Genomic DNA, 23,713 nt, shown 5'->3' with positions numbered 1-23,713 from the left:
TTTGCACAGATTAAAAGGATTAAAATGATTTTATAAAAAATAATCTGTGTTAATCCTTTTAATCTGTGGCAAAAAAAACATACCAAATTATGGACGATATCAATACAACATCAGGAGAAATCACAAATGAAAATGTGAATTTTGAGACACGAATTAATTTAACGCCTCTTTTAGATCATGTAAATACGATTAAGAAAGAGATTGAAACGGTAATTGTAGGGCAACACAAAATGGTTGATCAGCTTTTGGTAGCTATTTTATCAAACGGTCACGTTCTTTTAGAAGGTGTTCCTGGAGTTGCCAAAACAATTTCAGCTAAATTATTGGCCAAAACTTTAAATATTGGTTTCAGCAGAATTCAGTTTACACCAGATTTAATGCCTTCAGATATTTTAGGAACCTCAATTTTTAATTTGAAGAACTCAGAATTTGAGTTTAAAAAAGGTCCCATTTTCTCCAATTTGATTTTGATTGATGAGATCAACCGTGCTCCAGCAAAAACACAAGCCGCACTTTTTGAAGTAATGGAAGAACGTCAAATTACAATAGATGGAACTGCTTATCAATTAGAGGCTCCATTTTTGGTTATTGCAACACAAAATCCAGTGGAGCAAGAAGGAACATATCGATTGCCTGAAGCACAATTGGATCGTTTTCTTTTTAAAATCACAATTGATTATCCAAAATTGAACGAAGAGATTTTAATCATCCAAAGAGAACATACATTACAAGATCATGGAAAATTAGATGCTATTCAAACGATTCTTTCTGCTGAAGAAATCAAAGAATATCAAGGTCTGGTAAAACAAATTAGAGTAGAACAAAACTTATTAGAATACATTGCCAGAATCGTAGTAAACACGCGCGAAAATGCTTTTTTATATTTAGGCGCTTCTCCTCGTGCTTCAATCGCCATTTTGAATGCTTCGAAGGGTTTTGCTGCAATACGCGGACGCGATTTTGTTACTCCAGAAGATATTAAAGAAGCTGCAATTCCTGTTTTACAACACCGTGTTATTGTAGCACCAGAACGCGAAATGGAAGGAATTACAAGTTCAGAAATCATTAAACAGATTATCGAAACCGTGGAAATTCCTAGATAAGCTTACAGTCGCAGTTACTTTGAGACTGAAAACTGAGACTGAAAACTGAGACTGAGACTGTAAACCGAGACTGAAAACTAAAAAAACATGAAATTCATAAAAAGTCTATACCTCAACAATTTCTTTTTCTATGTGCTTATAGGCATTATAGGATTGTTTATCTGTGCCTTTATTTTTCCGAATATGTACAATGCAGTTTGGCTGCTTGTTTTAGGTTTAGTTACTTTTTTAGTGCTTGACATTTTGCTTTTGTATTTTGCTCGAACAGGTCTAGAAGCAGAAAGAATTACACCAGAAAAGTTGTCAAACGGAGATTTAAATCCAATAAAACTACATCTCAAAAATCATTATACTTTTCCTATTTCGGTTAAGATTATTGATGAGATTCCGTTTCAATTTCAGGTTCGCGATTTTAAAATCGTAAAAACAGTAAAAGCAGCTTCACAAAAAGAAATTGGCTACGATCTTCGTCCAACAGAACGCGGAGAATACCATTTTGGATCTCTAAACATTTATGTTTCTTCTCCGTTACGACTTATTTCGAGAAGATTTTCTTTTGATAATGATCAAATGGTTCCAACATATCCTTCTTTTATTCAGTTAAGAAAATATGATTTGATTGCTTTTTCAAACAATTTATTTCAATACGGAATCAAAAAAATACGCCGAATTGGTCACACAATGGAATTTGAGCAGATAAAAGAGTATGTTCAAGGCGATGATTTGAGAACGCTGAATTGGAAAGCGACTGCAAAAAGAAACTCTTTGATGGTCAATCAGTTTCAGGACGAAAAATCACAGTCGGTTTATATGGCAATCGACAAAGGGCGCGTAATGCAAATGCCTTTTGATGGATTAAGTTTGCTGGATTACGCCATTAATTCGGCTTTGGTCCTATCTAATGTGATTTTGAAAAAACAAGATAAAGCAGGTCTTTTTTCTTTTTCTAAAAAAGTAGAAAACAGAGTTTTTGCAGAAAGAAGAGGTTCGCAGATGCAAAAAATCTTAGAAGCTTTATACAATGTAAAGACAGATTTTTTTGAAAGCGATTACAGCAGATTGTATGTTGATATTAAAAAGAACATCAATCAGAGAAGTTTGATTATTATGTATACCAATTTTGAAACTATGGATGGTTTAAATCGTCAATTACCTTATTTAAAAGGAATTGCAAAAAGCCATTTGTTGGTCGTTGTTTTCTTTAGCAATACCGAATTAAACAGCATTATCAACAAAAAAACAACTACCATTCAAGAAGTTTACGACAAAGTTATTGCTGAGAAATTCATGTTCGAAAAACGACTAATTGTAAACGAATTAAAGAAATACGGAATACATTCTGTCTTAACACAGCCCGAAAATCTGACTTTAGATGCCATTAACAAATACCTAGAAATTAAGTCTAGAGGGATTTTATAAAAGTTGTAAAATTTAAACCGATTAATTACCGCTCATTTTAATCAGCTCGTTTTTTTTTCTTCTATTAATTTATAGTTACGTTACGTCATTCCGTAAAAATTGATTAATTAAATTAATTAGTTTTGAAGCAATTAATGTAATTTCAAATTAATAGAAAATGAAAAAAGCGATCTTAATTCTGTTCATTTTATTAAGCATTCAAACTCAAGCTCAAAAAACAGAAAATATCATCATAATTACTACAGATGGTTTTAGGTGGCAGGAAGTTTTTAAAGGAATCGATCCTGCGATTGCCAATGACAAAAAATTCAATCAAGGAGACAGCGCTTATATTTATAAGAAGTATGCAGATTCTGACACCAAAGAAGCACGCAAAAAACTAATGCCTTTTTTCTGGTCTGAAATTGCTACTAAAGGTCAAATTTATGGCAATAGAGATTTAGGAAACAAAGTTGATGTTGCCAATCCGTATTGGTTTAGCTATCCAGGTTATAGCGAAATCATGACTGGAAATGTTGATCTAAAAGTCAATTCAAATGGCTATAAAGCCAATCCGAATGTAAATGTTTTGGAATTCCTAAATCAGCAGTCTAAACTAAAAGGAAAAGTTGCCGCTTTTGGCGCTTGGGATGCTTTTGACAGAATTTTAAACGAAGAAAGAAGCGGTTTTCCTGTCATTTCTGCTTTTGATAAAGTTGGAGGAAACAAACCAACAGCATCTCAAAAATTGCTTAATGAAATGCGTGATAATTCATTTAAACCTTTTCATGAAGATGAATGTCTTGATGTTTTTACACATTACCAAGCCATGGATAAGTTGAAAACTAAAAAGCCAAAAGTACTTTACATTGCTTACGGAGAAACCGACGAATGGGCACATCATGCACAATATCGTTCGTATTTAGATGCTGCAAATCAAGTTGACAAATGGATTCAGGAAATTTGGAATTTTGTTCAAAATGATCCGCAATACAAAAACAAAACAACTTTATTCATAACAGTCGATCACGGACGCGGCGATAAAGTAAAAGCACAATGGACAGATCATGGCGCCGATGTTCCTGGAGCATCTGAAATTTGGTTCGCCGCAATGGGACCAGAAATTGCTCCAAAAGGTGAAATCACGACAAATTCTCAACTTTATCAAAAACAGTTTGCTCAAACTTTAGCAAAAATTATGGGTTACGATTTTAAAACGTCGCATCCTGTTGAAAAAGAAATTTCAGAATTATTTCAAAGTAACCAAAAACCATAAATATTAACATTAAACCAAAACCAACCCAAATGAAAAAAACTGTTTTATTTCTTTTATTGTGGACGATTTCAATTACCAAAATGATCGCCCACGAACCTGATACTCTCAACGCTTATTACGACAAAATTGAAAAGTCTTTTAACTACGAATCTGGAAAAATTAAACTTACCCAAGGTGAAGGAACTTTAAATGTTCCAAAAGGATTTAAATTTTTAAATGGAGAACAAACCCAAAATGTCTTAAGTAATTTATGGGGAAATCCTGAAGACAAATCGATTCTGGGTTCGCTTGTTCCAGACGGAAAAGGTGTTACACATTCAGACAGCTGGATGTTTGTTATAAGCTATCAAGGAGATGGTTATGTAAAAGATAATGATGCTGGCGATATTGATTATGATGATCTTCTTAAAACCATGAAAGAAGATGTCAAAGCTGAAAACGCAGAAAGAAAAAAAGCAGGATATTCTGAAGTTCAACTAATTGGATGGGCTTCTACTCCATTCTATGACAATAATTTAAAAGTACTGCATTGGGCAAAAGAGTTGCAGTTTGGTCAAGATAAAGAACACACATTAAATTACGATTTAAGAGTTTTAGGAAGAAAAGGAATGTACAATATTTCTGCTGTTGCTGGCATAGATCAGTTAGAAGAAGTTAAAGCGAGTATTCCAGGAATCATTAAAAGCGTAGAATTTAACGAAGGCCACAAATACTTAGATTTTGATGCTGATACCGATACCGTTGCCGCATGGACAATTGGCGGATTAGTTGCTGGAAAAGTATTGGCAAAAGTTGGTTTCTTTGCTATTTTAGCAAAATTTGGAAAGTTTATCGTAATAGGAATTATAGCCGCTTTTGCAGCCGTAAAGAAATTTCTATTTGGAGACAAAAACCAAATAGTGACCAAACCTGCCGAAGAAACAGCGCTTTTAGAAGAAAACAATTCTACTGAAGAATAAAGGTTTTTATTTGCCACGAATTTCACCAATTTTCACGAATTGTTTTTCTTTTTTACTGTGTGGAAAAATTCTTGAAAATTGGTAAAATTCGTGGCAAACCTTTTTTAGTAAAGGTTTTAAAACCCTTGCAGGAAGAAAAAAACTCAGTACCTTAGCGCCTTAGAATCTTAGTCGCTTAAAAAAATGAAACAAATCACTTCAATTCAAAATCCGTTTATCAAATCTTTGGTTTTACTTCAAGAAAAATCCAAAGCCAGAAAACAAACCGGAACATTTTTGATTGAAGGTTTAAGAGAGATTTCATTAGCCATAAAGGGCGGCTACGAAATCGAAACGGTTTTGTTTCTACCAGAATTAGTTTCAGAATCAGAAATTAATAAACTGATTCAAAATCCTTTTCAAATCATTGAAATCAATAAAGAGGTTTACCAAAAATTGGCGTATCGCGATACTACAGAAGGAATTCTAGCCGTTGCCAAAAGCAAATCTCTAAAATTATCTGATTTAAAATTATCTGAAAACCCATTAATTCTAGTTGTAGAATCTCTAGAAAAACCTGGAAATATTGGCGCCGTTTTACGTACAGCAGATGCTGCCAATTTAGACGCTGTTTTAATTGCCAATCCAAAAAGCGATTTATACAATCCGAATATTGTGCGATCTAGCGTTGGATGCCTTTTTACCAACCAAATCGCAACTGGAACATCAGAAGAAATTATTGCTTTTTTGAAAGAGAAAAAAATCAATTTCTACAGCGCCACTTTACAGAATTCAACTTCATATCATACACAAAACTTTACTACTCCAACTGCTTTGGTCGTAGGCACAGAAGCAACTGGCCTAACTCAACAATGGCGTGACGAAGCAACTCAAAACATCATTATCCCAATGCAGGGAGAAATTGACAGCATGAATGTTTCTGTCGCTGCTGCGATTTTAATTTTTGAAGCAAAAAGACAAAGAGGTTTCTGATTTTAGATTTTAGATTTTAGATTTTCTAAAGTCGCTTTGCTCCTTTTTGGAATTTGGGATTTAAAAATTGTAATTTATTTTTAATCTCCTTTTCGCTTGTCAGGCTGAGCGAAGTCGAAGCCCTTTTTTACAAGCAAGAATCTCAAAATTACACCTTCAAAAATCTAAAATCTGCACTCCAAAATCTACAATCATATAGCCTTGCGTATGTTCAAACTAATTCTTATTTTTAGTACTTGAACTATGCCGTTATGACAGAAATAGATATTGAAAAAGAAAATAAAGCTATTGCGCAGGAATACAAAGAATTACTACGAATAAGTTACCAAACTTTAAGCCCAACTGACAAAAAATTAATTCGAAAAGCATTTGATGTTGCAGTTGATGCTCATAAAGAGCAGAGACGTAAATCGGGCGAAGCGTATATCTTTCATCCTATTGCAGTTGCAAAAATTGTTGCCTCAGAGATTGGCCTGGGAGCGACCTCTATCGCCGCGGCCTTATTACACGATGTTGTTGAAGACACTCCGATTACAGTAGAAGATATTGAACGCTTGTTTAATCCAAAAGTGGCACAATTAGTCGAAGGTCTTACCAAGATTTCTCTAGTTCAAAAAGATTTAAATGCTTCAATGCAGGCGGAGAATTTCAGAAAAATGATTCTAACCCTGAATGATGACGTTCGCGTAATTTTGATCAAATTGGCCGACCGTTTGCATAATATGCAAACCATGGATTCGATGGCCGAATACAAACAAACCAAAATCGCGTCTGAAACTCTGTACATTTATGCTCCTCTAGCCCACCGTTTAGGACTTTACAACATTAAAACCAAACTCGAAGATTTAGGATTAAAATATACTGAACCTGCTGTTTACAATGACATTGTAAGTAAAATTCGCGAAACTAAAGAACAGCAAGATGCTTACATCAAAGATATTTCAGATGTTTTAAAGAAATCTTTAGACAGCGAAGGAATCGATTATATCATCAAAGGACGTCCAAAATCTATTTATTCTATTCGTCGAAAAATGCGTGCGCAAAACGTAACTTTTGATGAAGTTTATGACAAGTTCGCTCTTCGAATTGTATACAAAGCCGATCCGCATGAAGAAAAATTCATTGCGTGGAAAATATATTCTATCGTAACCGATCATTATCGCCCAAGTCCAAGCCGTCTGCGTGACTGGATTTCATCGCCAAAATCGACTGGTTATGAAGCCTTGCATATTACCGTTATGGGACCAAAAGGTCGTTGGGTCGAAGTTCAGGTTCGAAGCGAACGTATGGACGAAATTGCAGAAAAAGGTTATGCTGCACATTACAAATACAAAAATGGAGCAAGCGAAGAAAGTGGTTTAGATGTTTGGTTGAATTTACTTCGTGAAGCATTAGAAAACCCAGAAACTAATGCAGTTGATTTTGTGGAAGATTTCAAAATGAATTTGTACTCTAAAGAAATCTTCATCTTTACACCAAAAGGAGAAATCAAATCGCTGCCTAAAGGCGCCACTTCTCTTGATTTTGCTTTCAGCATTCACTCTGAAATCGGAATTAAAACACGTGGTACTCGTGTAAATGGACGATTAGTTCCTTTAAATTATGAATTAAAAAGCGGTGACCAAGTTGAAGTTATTACTTCTCCAAACCAGAAACCAACTGTAAACTGGTTAGAATATGTAACGACTTCAAGAGCAAAAAATAAAATTAAAAACGTTCTTAACGAGAACACTAAAAAAATTGCAGAAGAAGGAAAAGAATTACTTGTTAGAAAATTAAAACACCTAAAAGTTACTTTTAACGAACAGGTTACAAATGAGTTAGTTAATTTCTTTAAACTAAAAACAAGTTTAGATTTATTTTACAGAGTTGGAATTGGTGCAATTGAGAATCAGCAACTAAAAGATTTTGCTGCCCAGAAAAGCAATTCGTTTATCAATTTCTTCAAAAATAAAATCAAACGAACTAAAGATACTGCTGATGAAGACATTCATAAACCAGTCATTAGCAGCAACTATGACATGCTGGTTTTTGGAACCGAACATGACAAGTTAGATTATAAGCTTTCGCAATGTTGCAATCCAATTCCTGGTGACGATGTTTTTGGTTTTGTTACCATTAACGAAGGAATTAAAGTGCATAAAAAAGATTGTCCGAACGCGATCGGAATGCAATCGAATTATGCATATCGAATTATGAGTGCAAAATGGATTGACTCTTCTCAAGAAGAATTCAAAGCCATTATCAATATCACCGGAATGGACGTTTTAGGACTTACCAACCAATTGACAAAGGTAATTTCAAACAATATGAGCGTTAATATTCAAAGTATTTCGCTTAGCACCGATGCTGGAATTTTCCATGGACAAGTTGCCGTAATTGTTAAAAACAATACGATTTTGAAAAAAATGATTAGCGCCATCAAGAAAATAGACGGAGTTGATAAGGTTACTAGAGAGTATAGAACTTAAACTAATTCATAAATTTAATCATGGAAAACCAATCCTTAGAAATTCCCAAAGTAATATTTGATGAAAATGGAGAACTTTTAATTACTGCATCTGAATCTTCATCAAAAGACGATTTTGATTTTTTTCAAGGAAAATCTGTTATTCGTAACAGAAAATTAAAATCCAGATTAACGAATTGCGATGAGTGGATTGAATTTCCTTCGACACAGGAAATGTACAAGATTCTAAACGGAATTGGAAATATTGATAATTTTCTAGCCACTTTCGATGGAGAACCTTTTGAAGGCATGACAGTAAGATTATTTAATCCGATAACAAAATTGTGGAGCATTTACTGGTCTGATTCTAACACAGGAACATTAGACAAACCTGTGGTTGGTTCTTTTGAAAACAAAGTTGGGCATTTTTTTTCTAAAGATGTTTTTGATGAAAAACCAGTTATTCAAGTATTCCGATGGGATGCCCGAGACGAAAAGAATCCTGTTTGGAGCCAGGCAATGTCTGATGACAAAGGAAAAACTTGGGAATGGAACTGGTACATGTATATGTCGAAATCAAGTTAACCATTGTTAGTTTTTTCATAAATTAAAAAAATTATGTTAATTAAGCTAAATTAAGCTTTCAAAATATTTTTGACGTAAAAGCCTGTGTTTAGTGTATTATCACTAATGAAAATCAAGTTTAAACGTTAAACTTTAAACCCGAAACTTTTATTCATTAAAAATAAAAAATTATCTTTGCCGGATATGACACTTATTTCAACTGACAACACTAAGAATCAAGAAATTGTAAAAAATGTTTTTACACTATATCTTGAACAAAAAGGGCATCGCAAAACTCCTGAGCGTTATGCTATACTTCAGGAAATTTACGATAGCGAGGAGCATTTTGATATAGAGAACCTTTACATCAAAATGAAAAACAAAAACTATCGTGTAAGTAGAGCTACTTTATACAACACGATCGAGTTATTGTTGGACTGCGCTTTGGTTAGAAAACATCAATTTGGACAAAATCAGGCTTACTACGAAAAATCATATTTTGATAAACAGCACGATCACATCATTATGACAGATTCTGGTGAGGTAATCGAATTTTGTGATCCAAGAATTCAAACCATCAAAAAGACTATCGAAGAAATTTTTGATATCGAAATTACAAATCACTCGCTTTATTTCTACGGAAACAAAAAGCAAAATTCAAATTCATAGTCTTTTAGATTAGACTTTTCAAAAAAAATTAAAAAAAGAAAATTAACTACATAATCAGTAGGGCAACTTAGATTGTCTCAACGCAAATTAAAACAGAATGACCGTAGATTTATTACTAGGATTACAATGGGGAGATGAAGGTAAAGGAAAAATTGTAGACGTACTTACCTCAAATTACGATATTATTGCACGTTTTCAAGGAGGACCAAATGCAGGACATACATTAGAATTTGACGGAATTAAGCACGTACTAAGAACGATTCCTTCTGGAATTTTTCATAAAAACTCAGTAAATATCATCGGAAATGGAGTTGTAATTGATCCTGTAGTTTTTCAAAAAGAAATTGAAGGTTTAGAGAAATTTAACCTTGATATTAAAAGCAAATTAATCATTTCAAGAAAAGCGCACTTAATTTTACCAACACACCGTTTGCTTGACGCAGCTTCTGAAGCTTCTAAAGGAAAAGCAAAAATTGGTTCTACTCTTAAAGGAATTGGACCAACTTACATGGATAAAACAGGTAGAAATGGTTTACGTGTTGGAGATATCGAATTAGAAGATTTCAAAGAACGTTACAGAGCTTTAGCAGACAAACATGAAGCAATGATTGCTTTTTATGATGTTGCTATTCAATACAATTTAGCTGAATTAGAAAAAGAATTCTTTGAAGCTATTGAAGAATTAAAGAAATTAGATTTTATTGACAGTGAAGAATACATGCACCAAGCTCAAAAAGCTGGAAAATCTATTCTTTGCGAAGGTGCTCAAGGATCTTTATTAGATGTTGATTTCGGAACTTATCCGTTCGTAACTTCATCAAATACTACTGCTGCTGGAGCTTGTACAGGTTTAGGAATTGCTCCTAACAAAATCAAAGAAGTTTACGGAATTTTTAAAGCTTACGTTACACGTGTAGGTAGCGGACCTTTCCCAACTGAACTTTTTGACGAAGTTGGTGCTACAATGGCAAAAGTAGGTAACGAATTTGGTTCTGTAACTGGAAGACAAAGACGTTGCGGATGGTTAGACCTTGTTGCTTTAAAATATGCAGTTCAAGTTAATGGAGTTACTCAGTTAATGATGATGAAAGGTGATGTTCTTTCTGGTTTCGAAACTTTAAAAGTTTGTACAGAGTACAACTACAAAGGACAAAACATTTCTCATTTCCCTTACAACATTGAACCAGAAAACGTTACTCCTGTTTACAAAGAGTTTAAAGGATGGAAACAAGATTTAACTGGATTAACAACTTACGATCAGTTGCCAATTGAGCTAAAAGAATATATTGAGTTTATTGAAAAAGAAATCGAAGTGCCAATCAAAATCGTATCGGTTGGACCAGATAGAAAACAAACAATAACAAAATAATACATTTAAACGCTCTGATAATCAGAGCGTTTTTTTTTGAAAAATAGTTTTATGAGAAAAAATCCTGAAATTGAAATAACAGAAACCAAATTATTATCTGATAATTGGTATCTGTTAAACAAAGTAACTTTTAATTATAAAAAAGAAGATCAGCCTGTTGAATCGCACATTCGTGAAGTATACGATCGCGGAAATGGCGCTGGAATATTATTATACAATACTGCTAAGAAAACAGTTGTACTAACAAGACAATTTCGTTTGCCGACTTATCTTAACGGAAATAAATCTGGAATGATGATTGAAGTTTGCGCTGGACTTTTAGACAAAGACAATGCAGAGCAAGCTATAATTCGCGAAACAGAAGAAGAAACTGGTTATCGTTTAAGCAAAGTTCAAAAAGTAATCGAAACTTATATGTCGCCAGGTTCTGTAACAGAAATTCTATATCTTTTTGTTGGCGAATACGACGAAAATATGAAAGTAAGCGAAGGCGGCGGACTTGATGCTGAACAAGAAAATATTGAGGTTTTAGAATTTACTTTTGATCAAGCTTACGCTATGATCGAATCTGGAGAAATTTCAGACGCTAAAACTATTATGTTATTGCAGCATGCTAGAATAAAAGGTTTGATTTAAAAGTTTTTGAGTATTTTAGATTCCCTAAAAAAATCTAAAATGCTCAAACTAAAAATCGTATTTTTTTTCTGCTTTCCGATTTTACTATTCTCTCAAAAAGAAAAATTATCAGTCGAAAAACTAAAGCAAGACCTTGTTATTTTTAGAGAAATAAGAGAAAAAGCCAATTCAGGCCTTTATAAATACCGAACAAAACAGCAGATCGACAGTATTTATTCTTGGGCGTTTTCGCAAATTAGCAAACCCAAAGAACTCATAGACTTCTACAAAATAATTCTTCAAATAACCGATTTTGAAGGAAGTCTGCACAATGACACAACACTTCCCAATGATTTTGAAAAGAAATATTCATCAGGAAATATTTTCTTTCCGTATCCTGTAAAACTCATAGAGAATCGATTGGTTCTTAATTTTGAAAACTCAGAAATTCCATTGGGCTCTCAAATATTTAGCATTAATGATATTGAGACCAAAAAACTGCTTTCTTCTCTCTACAAATATTATACAACCGACGGCTATAATATTACAGGAAAATCAATCGGAATTAACGGTTCATTTGCTAAATATTTTGAAATGGAATACGGTCCGCAAAAGAAATTTACGGTAGAATATTCACTTCCAAATCAAACCAAAAAAAATAAAAAAACTATTTCTGCTGTCTCAAACGAAATTCGAAAAGAGAATTTTAAAAAACGACATTCTCTTCCTATTGATAGTTTGCAATACAATCGCGCAAAGGACAAATATTCTTTTAAAGTAATTTCTCAAAATACAGCACTACTTTCTGTTCATACCTTTGTAATTGGACGAAATGCCAAAGACAAACAGCATATTGCTTACAAGAAATACTTGGACAGCTGTTTTCAATATCTTTCTAATCATTCTGAAATCAAAAACTTAATTGTCGATGTTAGAAACAATGGCGGCGGCACCGATCCTAATGATATTGTAACTTTCTCTTATTTGACACAAAAAGCTTTTCGTGAAAATAAATCTGCATATGTCAATTTTCAGGAAATTCCATTTGCTGAATATTTAGTTTACGAAGAAACAGAACTGCAGAAAAAACAAGAAGAGAAAAAGGATTTTGAAGATGAATTAAAAGAAGAATTTCCAAAGTTGGAAAACGGAAAATACATTCAAGACGAGAGATTCAATTCATTATTAGAGCCAGAAAAAAACAGTTTTAAAGGTCAGATTTATTTATTGATAAGCTCTAGAATTGCTTCTGCCGGATCACTATTTGCTTCATTAGTTGCAGGAAATACAAATGCCATTGTAATTGGCGAAGAAACTATGGGTGGCTATTTTGGACACAACGGCCACACTCCTATCGAATACGAGTTACCGAACACAAAAATTAAAACACAGTTTTCTATTGTAAATCTGGAACAGGATGTTCCTAAAAAATCAAATCAAATTTTTGGAAGAGGAGTAATTCCTGATTATGAAATTTCACAGACATTTGAGGATTTTATACAAAATAGAGACACACAATATATGCATACAATAAAATTAATCAATCAAGAATAAAGTTACTGTTTACTAACATTTACAAAATGAAAATCCCGAAACCTATTTCAAAAATTATGTAACCCTTTTCAGCTATCAGATGTATAACTTTATATTCATAAAAATTCGACGTATGAAAAAGTTATATTACACAGCAAACGTACTACTAATCCTGATGTTGGTTTTATTAGGTTCTTGCAAAAAAACCGATACCATCACGCTGACTGAAAATAAAAAAGAGAAAAAGAAGGTAATTGAATATAAAAAACCTGAAACGGTTTCTTATCAAATCGAGAAAACCAAAGATTGGCTCAAACTTAATGAAGCTGACAGTTCTAAAATGGATATTGTTTATGCTTTGAATAGAACCGATAAAGCCAATTTTAAAAAACTGGATTCAGTTGTAATTCCCGCAGATTTTAGCGGAGATTTGGTTTATTATCTCCCTTTTCCATTGCATGTTTCGGCTTTAGAAGAAGTTTCAAAAATTATCCTTTTTTCATATCCAACGCAAGCTTTTGCTGCTTACGAAAACGGTGAATTGGTTCGCACAGGCCCAACCAATATGGGAAGAAAAAAAGACCCTACTCCTACTGGATTGTTTTTCACCAATTGGAAAGCTGAACAAACTACAAGTACATTTAATGACGAATGGGATTTAAAATGGAATTTTAACATTGAAAATAAATTAGGAGTTGGTTTTCACGAATATGCATTGCCTGGGTATCCTGCGTCACATTCTTGCTTACGACTATTAGAAAAAGACGCTAAATATCTTTATAAATTTGCTGATGAATGGATTTTGAAGGATAAAGAAAACGTAAAAGTAAAAGGAACTCCTGTGGTTGTTTTTGGAAGTTACAATTTTGATGGCCCAAAACCGTGGCTTAAACTAGCCTCAGATCCAGAAGCTTTAAATATTTCTGAAGGCGATATTGAAAACACAGTAACCCCCTACTTAAAAGAAATCTTAGAAAATCAGAACCTAAGAGAAGCCGAGCCAACAAAAACTCTTTAAAAATATATTCTAAATACATAATCAGCTGAAATGATACAATATCGTTTCAGCTTTTTTTTGTTTGATTTTAAACATAAAATTTGGTTAAAGCCCTTCTCTTTGTCCTTTTTTCAACCTCCAGCTAAAGCTGGAGACAATCCTTTTCCAAACCTTAAAAACCTTTGTCTCTTTGAACCTAAAAACCTCAGAACCTAAAAACCTCAGAACCTCAGAACCTCAGAACCTCAGAACCTTAGAACCTCAGAACCTTAGAACCTCAGAACCTTAGAATCTTAGAATCTTAGAATCTTAGAACCTTAGAATCTTAGAACCTTTAAAAAAACATAAATAAGCGATCGTTCATTTATTATTTTTTATATCTTTGTACCATAATCAAGTACAATTATGAGAACTAGAGATACCAATAAAGAAGAAATTGTAAAACAAAAAGCAATTGAAATGATCGTTACACAAGGCATAGAAGGTTTTGGAATGAATCGTCTTGCTAAAGAATGCGGTATTTCTGTTGCGACACTTTATATCTATTATTCAGACAAAGAAGACTTAATTAAAAAAATCGGAATTGAAATTGGTAAAAACTTCTTCGAAAAGATGTTTGATGGATTTTCTGCAGATATGTCTTTCAAAGATGGATTGCGTAATCAATGGGAGAATCGTATCTATTTCAATATAAACTTTACACAGCAAGCAACTTGTCTAGAGCTTTTAAAACATTCTACTTATGGAGATGCGATTATCGCAGAAATAACAGGCGATTATAAACAAATGATGACAGAATTTATGCTTGCTGCAATTGAAAGAAATGAACTTATTTCTATTCCTTACGAAATTTTCTGGAGTATTGTTTATGGTCCGCTTTATTCTCTTCTAGAGTTTCATAGAGAAGGAAAATCGATGTCTGGAAAACCCTTTGCTCTTACAGATGAAATAAAAGACAGCGCTTTTAATCTCGTTCTAAAAGCACTTACTCCTTGAGGATAAATTCAATTTTAAAACCATATCAACAACAAAATTTAAATACAATATAATTTCAATAAAATGAAAACTTCGATTATAGAAAATAAAAAGATCGCCATTATTGGCGGTGGACCAGTTGGATTAACAACTGCAAGAATCTTACAAATTAATGGCGCCAATGTTACGGTTTACGAAAGAGATCTTAACTCACAAGCAAGAACATCTGGCGGAACTTTAGACATTCATTCCGACTCAGGGCAATATGCAATTCAGAAAGCTGGATTAATGGATGAATTCTATAAATACGCACGCCCAACTGGCGAAAAAATGGCTGATATAGACGGAAATATTACTTCTGACGAAATGCCTGATGAAACCAATGCTTTTTCTCGCCCAGAAATTGATCGCAATGATTTAAGAAAAATTATGTTAGAGAATCTTAAAGAAAACACTGTTGTTTGGGATAGTCAATTAATCAATATTGATAAATCTGAAAATCAATATATTTTAGAATTCAAAAACGGTACTACAACAACCGCCGATTTTGTAATTGTCGCAAATGGAGGAAGATCAAATGCACGAAAATTTGTAAGCGATCAAGAACCTCAACTTTCTGGAACTTATATTATTCAAGGCGAAATTGCAAATCCAGATCAAGATTATCCTGAATTTAAACCAAAATACGGAAACGGAAACGTGATGGCAATGGGCGAACATAAAATGTTTTACACGCACACTATGCGTGATGGTTCTGTTCACTTTGGAGTTTCTTTTAAAGCAGATGAAGACTGGATTTCAAATCACGGAATTAACTTTGAAGACGATCAATCTGTTATTTCTTTTTTGAATGAAACTTTCAAAAATTGGAATGACGATTATAAAAAATTCTTTACTGTTTCAACCGAATTTTCTGGTTTGCCTTTGCGTTTATTTTCTTTAGAAGAATCTTGGAAAGAACATTCAAATATTACACTTGTTGGAGATGCGGCGCATTTAATGCCTCCATTTGCAGGAGAAGGTGTAAATATGGGATTATTTGATGCTTTTCATTTAACCGAGAATTTAACCAACGGAAAATTTGAAACCATTGACGAAGCAATTGCTGATTATGAGAAAAAAATGTTTGGCTACGCATTAGAAGCACAACGCATGACAAAGAAAATGGAAGATTTATTGCATTCCGATATTGTTGCTGAGGATATTTTGAGTAGTCGTGGCATGTGATTTTTTTTCACCATGTAAGTGATATAAGTTCTTTTATATAACGTTTGTCATTCTGAGGAACGAAGAATCACACGCAGGATTCGACAAAGACATAACACAATCTTGTCATTTCGAACGAAGAGAGAAATCTTCACTAGTGGCTCGCCAAAGATTGATGATATGCTTTACGGAGTTTCTTACGAAGATTTCTCGTTCCTCGAAATGACAAAATTGTGGAGAACTTTGACAAAGTTTTTTTTTAAAATCTGAACAAATAAAAAAGGCGTAAGAATTAAATCTTACGCCTTTTATTTTTATAATGAAAACTAAAAATTATCTAGAATAATTTGGAGCTTCTTTTGTAATTGTTACGTTATGCGGGTGGCTTTCAGTGATTCCGCTTGAAGTAATTCTCACGAAACGTCCTGTCTCCTGTAAAGTAGGAATATCTTTTGAACCACAGTATCCCATACCTGCACGAAGACCTCCAATAAACTGAAGCATACTTTCGTTTAATTCTCCTTTGTAAGGAACACGTCCAACAATTCCTTCTGGAACTAATTTTTTAACGTCGTCTTCAACATCTTGGAAATAACGATCTTTAGAACCAGTTTGCATTGCTTCAACAGATCCCATTCCGCGGTAAGATTTGAATTTTCTTCCTTCAAAAATGATTGTTTCTCCTGGAGACTCTTTTGTTCCTGCTAATAATGAACCTAACATTACACAGTCAGCACCTGCAGCGATAGCTTTAGGAATATCTCCTGTATAACGAATTCCACCATCGGCGATAACAGGAACTCCAGTTCCTTTGATAGCTGCGGCAACTTCTAAAACTGCCGAAAATTGAGGAAAACCAACACCTGCAACGATACGAGTTGTACAGATAGAACCAGGTCCGATTCCAACTTTTACTCCATCCGCACCATTTTCTACTAAATATTTAGCAGCTTCTGGAGTTGCAATGTTTCCAACAATTACATCTATTTGAGGGAATTTTGATTTTACTTCTTTTAAAGTATTCACAACACCTTCTGTATGTCCGTGAGCAGTATCGATAATGATTGCATCTACACCAGCAGCAACTAAAGCTTCAGCTCTTAGAACTGCATCCCCTGTAACTCCAATTGCAGCAGCAACTCTTAAACGACCAAAAGAATCTTTATTAGCGATTGGTTTTTGAGTCAGTTTTGTAATATCTCTAAACGTAATTAAACCAACTAATTCATTTTGAGCATTTACAACTGGTAATTTTTCGATTTTATGACCTTGCAAAACTACTTCTGCTTGTTCTAAAGAAGTTCCTTCTGCAACTGTTACTAAGTTTTGACTTGTCATAACCTCAGCAATTGGTCTTGCACCGTTTTTCTCAAAACGCAAATCACGGTTTGTAACGATACCTTTTAGGATTTTATTTTCGTCTACGATTGGAATACCACCGATTCCGAATTCTTTCATAGCGTTTTTTGCATCTGCAATAGTAGAGTTCATTGGTAATGTTACCGGATCGATAATCATACCTGCTTCTGCGCGTTTTACTTTTCGAACTTTTCCTGCTTGTTGTTCGATAGTCATATTTTTATGTAAAACACCAATACCTCCTTCTTGTGCCATAGCGATTGCCATTGCACTTTCTGTAACTGTATCCATAGCAGCAGATACAATTGGAACGTTTAATGTAATGTTTCTTGAAAATTTTGATTTAATGCTCACTTCGCGAGGAAGCACATTCGAGTAGTTAGGTACTAATAATACATCGTCGTAAGTTAAACCTTCGCCGATAATCTTGGAGTTGTGTGCTATCATGGTGCAATTTCTAGTTGAATTGCGTGCAAATATAGTGAATAAATTGCTAACTTGAATACTAAGTTATTCATAAATTTGCATTTACACGAATTATCTTACAAAACAATACACCCAAGCCCAGATGGAAATGGAGAGCCCCGAAAAGCCAAAAAGCTTTTTTTCTGATTTAAAAAAGCGACTACTAATAATATAAATAAAATTAATCTTCTCTGTCTTGAAAAACGAAATTGATTCCGAGTTGGAAAGCGGCACTACTGGCTTTGGAAATGTCTTTATATTCTAAAACATTATTGACTAAAGCATAAATATTTACTGGGCCAATTGCCCCTGAAAGGCCTAGACCAATATTTTTATTCGAAAAAGTATCTAAGGTATAAGTTGCTTTAAGATCTAATTTTCTAAATATATTTCTTCTGTAAAAAGCAGTCAAAGCAACCAAAGGTTCGCGGGGAGCAGACATTCCGAAAACCTGAAGTCCAGCGGCATTTTTATAAAATTTTTCGACATTGCCATGACAATTACACTCATCTGAACGTTTCTCTCCGAAAGAGTATTGAATAGAAGAATAAATTTTTGTTGGACGCCAAGTAGTATATTTATTATGAAGTGTATCTCTTGGTATTGCACGATCAAATTCGTCAAAGACATTTTCTGGATCATCTGAACCTAAAAAGTCAGGATTTGCCCCATTGTATTGGTAAGTTCCTTTATAGGTAAGCGTTTCAATGTCTTTGGTCTGTCTCACAAAACCTAAATCGACAACGCTTGCTGTAAACTGCAAATTGTCTTTTATATAATAGGTAATTCCTGCATCTACACCAAAACCAAGACTTCCATTAAAAAAGGTATTATGGGCAATGTCACGAATTACATTTCCTTCGTATTCATCTTTTGTAAAACGGGCTAGTCCAGAAGTTTTTAATTCTAAATTGGAAGAAATGATCTGGTTATAAAGATTTGGAGTTCCTGGCTGCTCACCTGTATAAATGTAACCTGAGTTTTTGGTAGAAGTTGCATTTGCACCGCTTGAATAAATTTTGGCACGTCCTCCATAAACAAATTTATCATTTACTTTTTTATGAAAACCAACATGAAAAACAGAAAGCACTTCGGCTTTCATATTCAAATCGCCTAGATTAAACGATTTTCCGATATAATCTCGATTTCCGTTTAAGGCCAGTAAAGCCAGATCTTTTGGAACAAACATGAAGAAATCAAATTCCTGATACAATCCAAACGAAATGTAAGAACGACTTTCTCTACCTCCAATTCTAAATCCGCCAGAAAATATCTCTAACTGTTGGTTGGTCACTACCTTGTCTTTACTGGATGATTTATTGATAACATCTCTAACTTTTTGATTAAAATCGACTCCATCATTTGAAAATAAATCATAGGCCGAAAAACTGCTAGAACCCACATTGGCTGAAATTCCAGATAAGACCGGAAATCCAAAATAATATTTATACGAAACATCGGCTCCCGGATTTACAAGCGAAGACTGTGGAATTGAAGTGAAATTATACAACAGCTCTCTGTTTTGAGCAAAACAAGAAAGATGAAAAAACAAACAAAGGATTAGCGTTTTTCTCATTCGATTACTAAATAAGCCGTTGCACTGGATCTCAATCTTAAATTTCCTTCACTGTTAGCATTTAAAGGAGGTCCAGCAGCAATTAATACAACAAAACCAATTTTTTGGGTTTGTTTTAAAAGGTCTAATCGTGTGTTTTCAAAAACTTCTGTGGGATATTTTATAACATTTGGCGTTCCTTTATAGGATGGAACATTAAAAGATATTGTTTCTAAGACTTGATTGTCTTTGTCAAGCAAAAGCATATTTAAGACAAAAGTACGCTCGATATTATTTTCGACTTCAAAATCAAATTCAGCTTTCTTAAGGCGTTCTGTAAAAAATTTATTTTTAAAAACATCAAAATCTCTTACGTCATATATAATATTGGTTCCGCCATCATCTATAAGTCTATTTGCAGGAACATTAAAATATGCTAAGTTGGCAACAAAAACAGGCTCAATCTTAAAATCGTTCACCTGATCGAAATTTAAATCGCTAGAGCAGGAAAATAATAAAAAAACTGAAAATAGTAAGCTTAAAATTTTACTTAATAATCTTGATCTCATGATAATAATTATATCAATAATAAATGTAACGCATTATTTCTGCAATCATTATCTAAAGTAAGAAAATATAACTATTTTTTAATGAAACTTTCCAAACAATTTCGAAGCTTCATTATACGCACTTTCAAAACTAAGAGAATTAAGTCCTGTTATTTTTTTATTGGCAGTAAAATAAGAAACCAATTTTTCTGTTGGCATATTTCCTGTTAGCTTATCGGTCGCCATTGGGCAGCCGCCAAAACCTTGAATAGCTCCATCAAAACGAATACAGCCTGCTTTTGCGGCAGCATCAATTTTTTCGAACCAGCTTTCTGGTGTTGTATGAAGATGAGCACCAAACTCAATTTGAGGATATTTCGGAATTAAATCTGAAAACAAATAGGTTATTACTTCCGGCGTAGAAGTTCCGACTGTATCTGAAAGTGATAGAATTTTTACTCCCATTCCGGCCAATTTCTCAGTCCATTCGGCTACTATTTCAACATTCCATGGATCTCCATACGGATTTCCGAATCCCATTGAAAGATACGTTACTACTTCTTTGTTTTTCTTATTGGCAACTTCTAGAATTTCTTCTAAAGTGACCAAAGATTCTGCGATAGTTTTGTGCGTGTTACGCATCTGAAAGTTCTCTGAAATGGAAAAAGGAAAACCTAAATATTGAATCTGCTCATATTCTGAAGCCGTGATTGCACCTTGCGTATTGGCAATAATAGATAACAATTTGCTTGTTGTTTGAGATAAATCAAGCTGTTCTAAAACGGCGGCAGTATCCTGCATTTGCGGAATAGCTTTTGGAGAAACAAAACTTCCAAAATCGATGGTATCAAAGCCAACTCGCAACAAAGCTTGTATGTAAGTAACTTTATTTTTTGTTGGAATAAAATCCTTAATGCCTTGCATGGCATCTCGAGGGCATTCGATGATTTTGATTTCTTTGTTCAAAGCGTATTCTTTTCTAAAGGCTAAGTTAGTTTCTTTTTTAATGAAATAAAAGAGAATTTTATGTGAAGTCTATTATTACACAAAACAAGCATACATCAAAAAATTACCGAAAAACGTAATAATATAAAATATTACCAAAAAACGTAATAGATAATTTTATTACGTATATTTGTAATATAAAGTTTATAATTTTTTAATTATATTTGATTTATGACTAGTGTAATTACAGGTGATATAATTGGTTCAAGACAACAGAAATCAGAACATTGGGTTGAAGATTTAAAGAAAATCTTGGTTCCGTTTGGCAAAGCGCCAAACCAATGGGAAGTCTATCGAGGAGACGAATTTCAAATTGAAGTTAGTAATCCCGAAGATGCACTGTTGGCCGCTATTTTGATAAAAGCACATTTAAGAACTATAAAGTCTGATGCCCGTATGAGCATCGGATTTGGAGATAAAACTCATACTGCCGAAAGGATATCTGAAAGCAATGGTTCTGCGTTTATTAATTCGGGAGAACTTTTTGAAACTTTAAAGAAGCAAAAAGTAACTTTAGCCATGCGAACAGGAGATTTAGATTTTGATGAAAAACTGAATTTAATGCTGCAATTGGCTTTAACTTTTATGGACAACTGGCTCGTGCAATCAGCAGAATTTGTTGCCGTTGCTATTGAAAATCCAAAATTGTCTCAAGACGAATTGGGCCAAAAACTAGGTATAAATCAGGCTGCCGTTAGCCGAAGACAAAAGCGCGCTCAGTTTGATCTGGTTCTTAATTTAGATCGATATTTTAGAAAACAAATAAAACAATTTACAGCCTCATGATCTTATTTATAAAATTGTTTCTCGCCCATTTATTAGGAGATTTTATTTGGCAACCTAATTCTTGGGTCACCGATAAAGAAGCTAAAAAACATAAAAGCATTTACTTATATATCCATATTTTACTTCATGGAGTTTTAGCCGCAATTCTAGCAGGAGAAATCAGTTTTATACCATATGCTGTTTTAATTGCCGTTACTCATGGCATCATCGATTTAATCAAATTAAATTTCCAAAAAAAGAAAACCAAACGCACTTGGTTTGTTGTCGACCAAGCTGCGCATATTCTTGTTTTAATTGGTGTCGTTCTTATATATGAAAACAAAACGATAATCAATTTCTGGCAAGATAATGCGTTCTGGATTTTACTTACCGGAATTTTACTGATAACTAAACCAACTTCTATTTTTATCAAAACCATAATTTCGATATGGGCTCCTGAAAGCAAAAACAGCCATCAGGATAATTCTCTGATAGCTGCCGGAAATTATATTGGTATTTTAGAACGCTTATTTGTTTTCGGTTTTATCATAACCGGACATTTTGAAGCGATTGGTTTTCTACTAGCCGCCAAATCTATTTTTAGGTTTGGAGATTTAAAAGAAGCCAAAGACCGAAAATTGACAGAATATGTAATGATCGGAACTTTAATTAGTTTTGGTATTGCAATACTTGCAGGCCTTTTAGTTCAAACACTTCTTTTACAACTGCCCTAAAACCTTTTTGTTAATTGCTTTTATCAAAGCTGGGCCTTCGTAAATAAAACCTGTATACAATTGCACTAAGCTTGCTCCAGCATTTAGTTTTTCAATCGCATCATCTGCAGAATGAATTCCGCCTACCCCAATAATTGGGAATGCTTTATTGCTTTTTTCTGAAAGAAAACGAATTACTTCTGTTGAACGTTTTGTTAAAGGTTTTCCAGACAAACCTCCAGTTTCCGTTTGATTGGCAGATTGTAATCCTTCTCTTGAAATAGTTGTATTAGTTGCAATTACACCTGCAATCTGAGTTGTTTTTACAATATCAATAATATCCAATAATTGCTCGTCTGTTAAGTCTGGTGCAATTTTTAAAAGAATTGGTTTTACTTTTTGAGTGCTTATTTTTTGCTTTTCAACATTTCTGTTTTGCAAAGTTTGCAGCAAAGCCGTTAATGGTTCTTTATCTTGTAGAGCTCTCAAATTTGGTGTATTTGGTGAACTTACATTCACAACAAAATAGTCTACATGATTGTAAAGCGCATCAAAACAAATGATATAATCTTTTACAGCATCTTCATTATCTGTCACTTTATTTTTTCCGATATTTCCTCCAATTAAAACACCCGAATTCTTTTTCAAACGCTCTACAGCTTCTAGAACACCTCCATTATTAAACCCCATTCGGTTAATAATCGCTTGGTCTTCTTTTAATCTAAATAAACGTTTTTTTGGGTTTCCTTCTTGTCCAACTGGCGTTACCGTTCCGATTTCGATAAAACCAAAACCAAAATCGCCAAGTTCTTTGTATAGTTTTGCATCTTTATCAAAACCAGCTGCAAGTCCAACCGGATTTTTAAATTTAATTCCGAAAACTTCTCTTTCTAATCGAGCATCTTTTACTTCATAAATTGATCTTATAATTGCCGAAACTCCTGGGATTTTTGAAATGAATTTTACAAAAGAAAAAGTAAAATAATGCACTTTTTCGGGATCAAAACAAAAAAGTATCGGGCGAATTATCAATTTATACATAAGAGTTGTGTTGTTATTATTTTGGCTGCAAATTTAAATATTATAGTTTAAAAAGGTGTCTTTTTACGAAAACAAATCATTTTCTTTTTGTTTGATTTTTCCGCTCATAAATAAAACTATTCTTAAAACATACAGCGTCCATTGTTCTAAAACTTGTTTTTTATGTTGCAAATTATA

General features: G+C 33.6%; 21 protein-coding genes. 16 read left to right on the top strand and 5 right to left on the bottom strand.

All coding sequences use genetic code 11. From position 1 onward, the window contains the following. Nucleotides 1-89 precede the first annotated feature (89 nt). From JC605_RS14470 to JC605_RS14405, 14 genes are all read left to right on the top strand, one after another. Nucleotides 90-1,103: a MoxR family ATPase gene (locus tag JC605_RS14470; RefSeq protein ID WP_198856872.1), complete on the top strand. Its 1,014-nt coding sequence runs from the start codon at nucleotides 90-92 to the stop codon at nucleotides 1,101-1,103. Between the two features lie 87 nt (nucleotides 1,104-1,190). After that, nucleotides 1,191-2,522: a DUF58 domain-containing protein gene (locus tag JC605_RS14465; protein WP_198856871.1), complete on the top strand. Its 1,332-nt coding sequence runs from the start codon at nucleotides 1,191-1,193 to the stop codon at nucleotides 2,520-2,522. Nucleotides 2,523-2,679: 157 nt separating this feature from the next. Beyond that, nucleotides 2,680-3,777: a phosphoglyceromutase gene (locus JC605_RS14460; RefSeq protein WP_198856870.1), complete on the top strand. Its 1,098-nt coding sequence runs from the start codon at nucleotides 2,680-2,682 to the stop codon at nucleotides 3,775-3,777. A gap of 29 nt (nucleotides 3,778-3,806) precedes the next feature. Continuing rightward, on the top strand, nucleotides 3,807-4,736 hold the full coding sequence (locus tag JC605_RS14455; protein WP_198856869.1) for a DUF2167 domain-containing protein: 930 nt from the start codon (nucleotides 3,807-3,809) through the stop codon (nucleotides 4,734-4,736). A gap of 183 nt (nucleotides 4,737-4,919) precedes the next feature. Beyond that, a complete protein-coding gene (locus tag JC605_RS14450) occupies nucleotides 4,920-5,708 on the top strand; it encodes an RNA methyltransferase (protein WP_198856868.1) in 789 nt (262 codons plus the stop codon). Between the two features lie 251 nt (nucleotides 5,709-5,959). After that, entirely contained in the window at nucleotides 5,960-8,179 is a 2,220-nt protein-coding gene (locus JC605_RS14445; protein WP_198856867.1) for a bifunctional (p)ppGpp synthetase/guanosine-3',5'-bis(diphosphate) 3'-pyrophosphohydrolase, read from the top strand. A 20-nt stretch (nucleotides 8,180-8,199) separates the two neighbouring features. After that, complete coding sequence (locus JC605_RS14440) at nucleotides 8,200-8,742, top strand: hypothetical protein (protein WP_198856866.1); 543 nt, start codon at nucleotides 8,200-8,202, stop codon at nucleotides 8,740-8,742. 183 nt (nucleotides 8,743-8,925) lie between these two features. After that, nucleotides 8,926-9,390 (top strand): Fur family transcriptional regulator, encoded by a 465-nt coding sequence (locus tag JC605_RS14435; protein WP_008462215.1) that lies wholly within the window; start codon nucleotides 8,926-8,928, stop codon nucleotides 9,388-9,390. A gap of 97 nt (nucleotides 9,391-9,487) precedes the next feature. Further along, nucleotides 9,488-10,759, top strand: coding sequence for an adenylosuccinate synthase (locus tag JC605_RS14430; protein WP_198856865.1), 1,272 nt, complete (start codon nucleotides 9,488-9,490; stop codon nucleotides 10,757-10,759). A 51-nt stretch (nucleotides 10,760-10,810) separates the two neighbouring features. Next, on the top strand, nucleotides 10,811-11,395 hold the full coding sequence (locus JC605_RS14425) for an NUDIX domain-containing protein (RefSeq protein ID WP_198856864.1): 585 nt from the start codon (nucleotides 10,811-10,813) through the stop codon (nucleotides 11,393-11,395). A 39-nt stretch (nucleotides 11,396-11,434) separates the two neighbouring features. Next, nucleotides 11,435-12,928 (top strand): S41 family peptidase, encoded by a 1,494-nt coding sequence (locus tag JC605_RS14420; RefSeq protein WP_198856863.1) that lies wholly within the window; start codon nucleotides 11,435-11,437, stop codon nucleotides 12,926-12,928. 112 nt (nucleotides 12,929-13,040) lie between these two features. Continuing rightward, nucleotides 13,041-13,925 (top strand): L,D-transpeptidase, encoded by an 885-nt coding sequence (locus tag JC605_RS14415; RefSeq protein WP_198856862.1) that lies wholly within the window; start codon nucleotides 13,041-13,043, stop codon nucleotides 13,923-13,925. A gap of 384 nt (nucleotides 13,926-14,309) precedes the next feature. Next, on the top strand, nucleotides 14,310-14,900 hold the full coding sequence (locus JC605_RS14410) for a TetR/AcrR family transcriptional regulator (RefSeq protein WP_198856861.1): 591 nt from the start codon (nucleotides 14,310-14,312) through the stop codon (nucleotides 14,898-14,900). Between the two features lie 63 nt (nucleotides 14,901-14,963). Beyond that, complete coding sequence (locus tag JC605_RS14405) at nucleotides 14,964-16,106, top strand: NAD(P)/FAD-dependent oxidoreductase (protein ID WP_198856860.1); 1,143 nt, start codon at nucleotides 14,964-14,966, stop codon at nucleotides 16,104-16,106. Between the two features lie 312 nt (nucleotides 16,107-16,418). Here the strand turns inward: JC605_RS14405 and guaB are convergent, their stop codons facing one another. The 4 genes from guaB to JC605_RS14385 all read right to left on the bottom strand — a co-directional run bounded on the left by guaB (nucleotide 16,419) and on the right by JC605_RS14385 (nucleotide 20,978). Further along, nucleotides 16,419-17,891 carry an IMP dehydrogenase gene (guaB, locus tag JC605_RS14400; RefSeq protein WP_198856859.1) on the bottom strand — a complete coding sequence of 491 codons (1,473 nt, stop codon included), beginning with the start codon at nucleotides 17,889-17,891 and terminating at the stop codon, nucleotides 16,419-16,421. A 199-nt stretch (nucleotides 17,892-18,090) separates the two neighbouring features. After that, nucleotides 18,091-19,419 carry a DUF5723 family protein gene (locus JC605_RS14395; RefSeq protein ID WP_343589279.1) on the bottom strand — a complete coding sequence of 443 codons (1,329 nt, stop codon included), beginning with the start codon at nucleotides 19,417-19,419 and terminating at the stop codon, nucleotides 18,091-18,093. 62 nt (nucleotides 19,420-19,481) lie between these two features. Continuing rightward, a complete protein-coding gene (locus JC605_RS14390; protein WP_286964914.1) occupies nucleotides 19,482-19,943 on the bottom strand; it encodes a hypothetical protein in 462 nt (153 codons plus the stop codon). A 168-nt stretch (nucleotides 19,944-20,111) separates the two neighbouring features. Further along, on the bottom strand, nucleotides 20,112-20,978 hold the full coding sequence (locus JC605_RS14385; RefSeq protein WP_198856856.1) for a hydroxymethylglutaryl-CoA lyase: 867 nt from the start codon (nucleotides 20,976-20,978) through the stop codon (nucleotides 20,112-20,114). A 210-nt stretch (nucleotides 20,979-21,188) separates the two neighbouring features. Here JC605_RS14385 and JC605_RS14380 point away from each other — a divergent pair, with 210 nt between their 5' ends. Continuing rightward, nucleotides 21,189-21,803, top strand: a complete 615-nt coding sequence (locus tag JC605_RS14380) for a hypothetical protein (protein ID WP_198856855.1) — start codon at nucleotides 21,189-21,191, stop codon at nucleotides 21,801-21,803. Next, nucleotides 21,800-22,516, top strand: coding sequence for a DUF3307 domain-containing protein (locus JC605_RS14375; RefSeq protein WP_198856854.1), 717 nt, complete (start codon nucleotides 21,800-21,802; stop codon nucleotides 22,514-22,516). The genes JC605_RS14380 and JC605_RS14375 overlap by 4 nt, the downstream gene beginning before the upstream one ends. Here the strand turns inward: JC605_RS14375 and JC605_RS14370 are convergent. Further along, the gene (locus tag JC605_RS14370; RefSeq protein ID WP_198856853.1) at nucleotides 22,502-23,536 is read right to left on the bottom strand and encodes a quinone-dependent dihydroorotate dehydrogenase; all 1,035 of its coding nucleotides are present in this window, start codon (nucleotides 23,534-23,536) and stop codon (nucleotides 22,502-22,504) included. The two genes, JC605_RS14375 and JC605_RS14370, sit on opposite strands and share 15 nt — an antisense overlap. Nucleotides 23,537-23,713 lie beyond the last annotated feature (177 nt).

The sequence above is a fragment of the Flavobacterium sp. IB48 genome (assembly GCF_016405855.1).
In the GTDB taxonomy this organism is placed as follows: Bacteria; Bacteroidota; Bacteroidia; order Flavobacteriales; family Flavobacteriaceae; genus Flavobacterium; species Flavobacterium ginsengisoli.
Note: the sequence above shows the minus strand (reverse complement) of the source record. Positions and strands in the feature narration are given on the sequence as shown.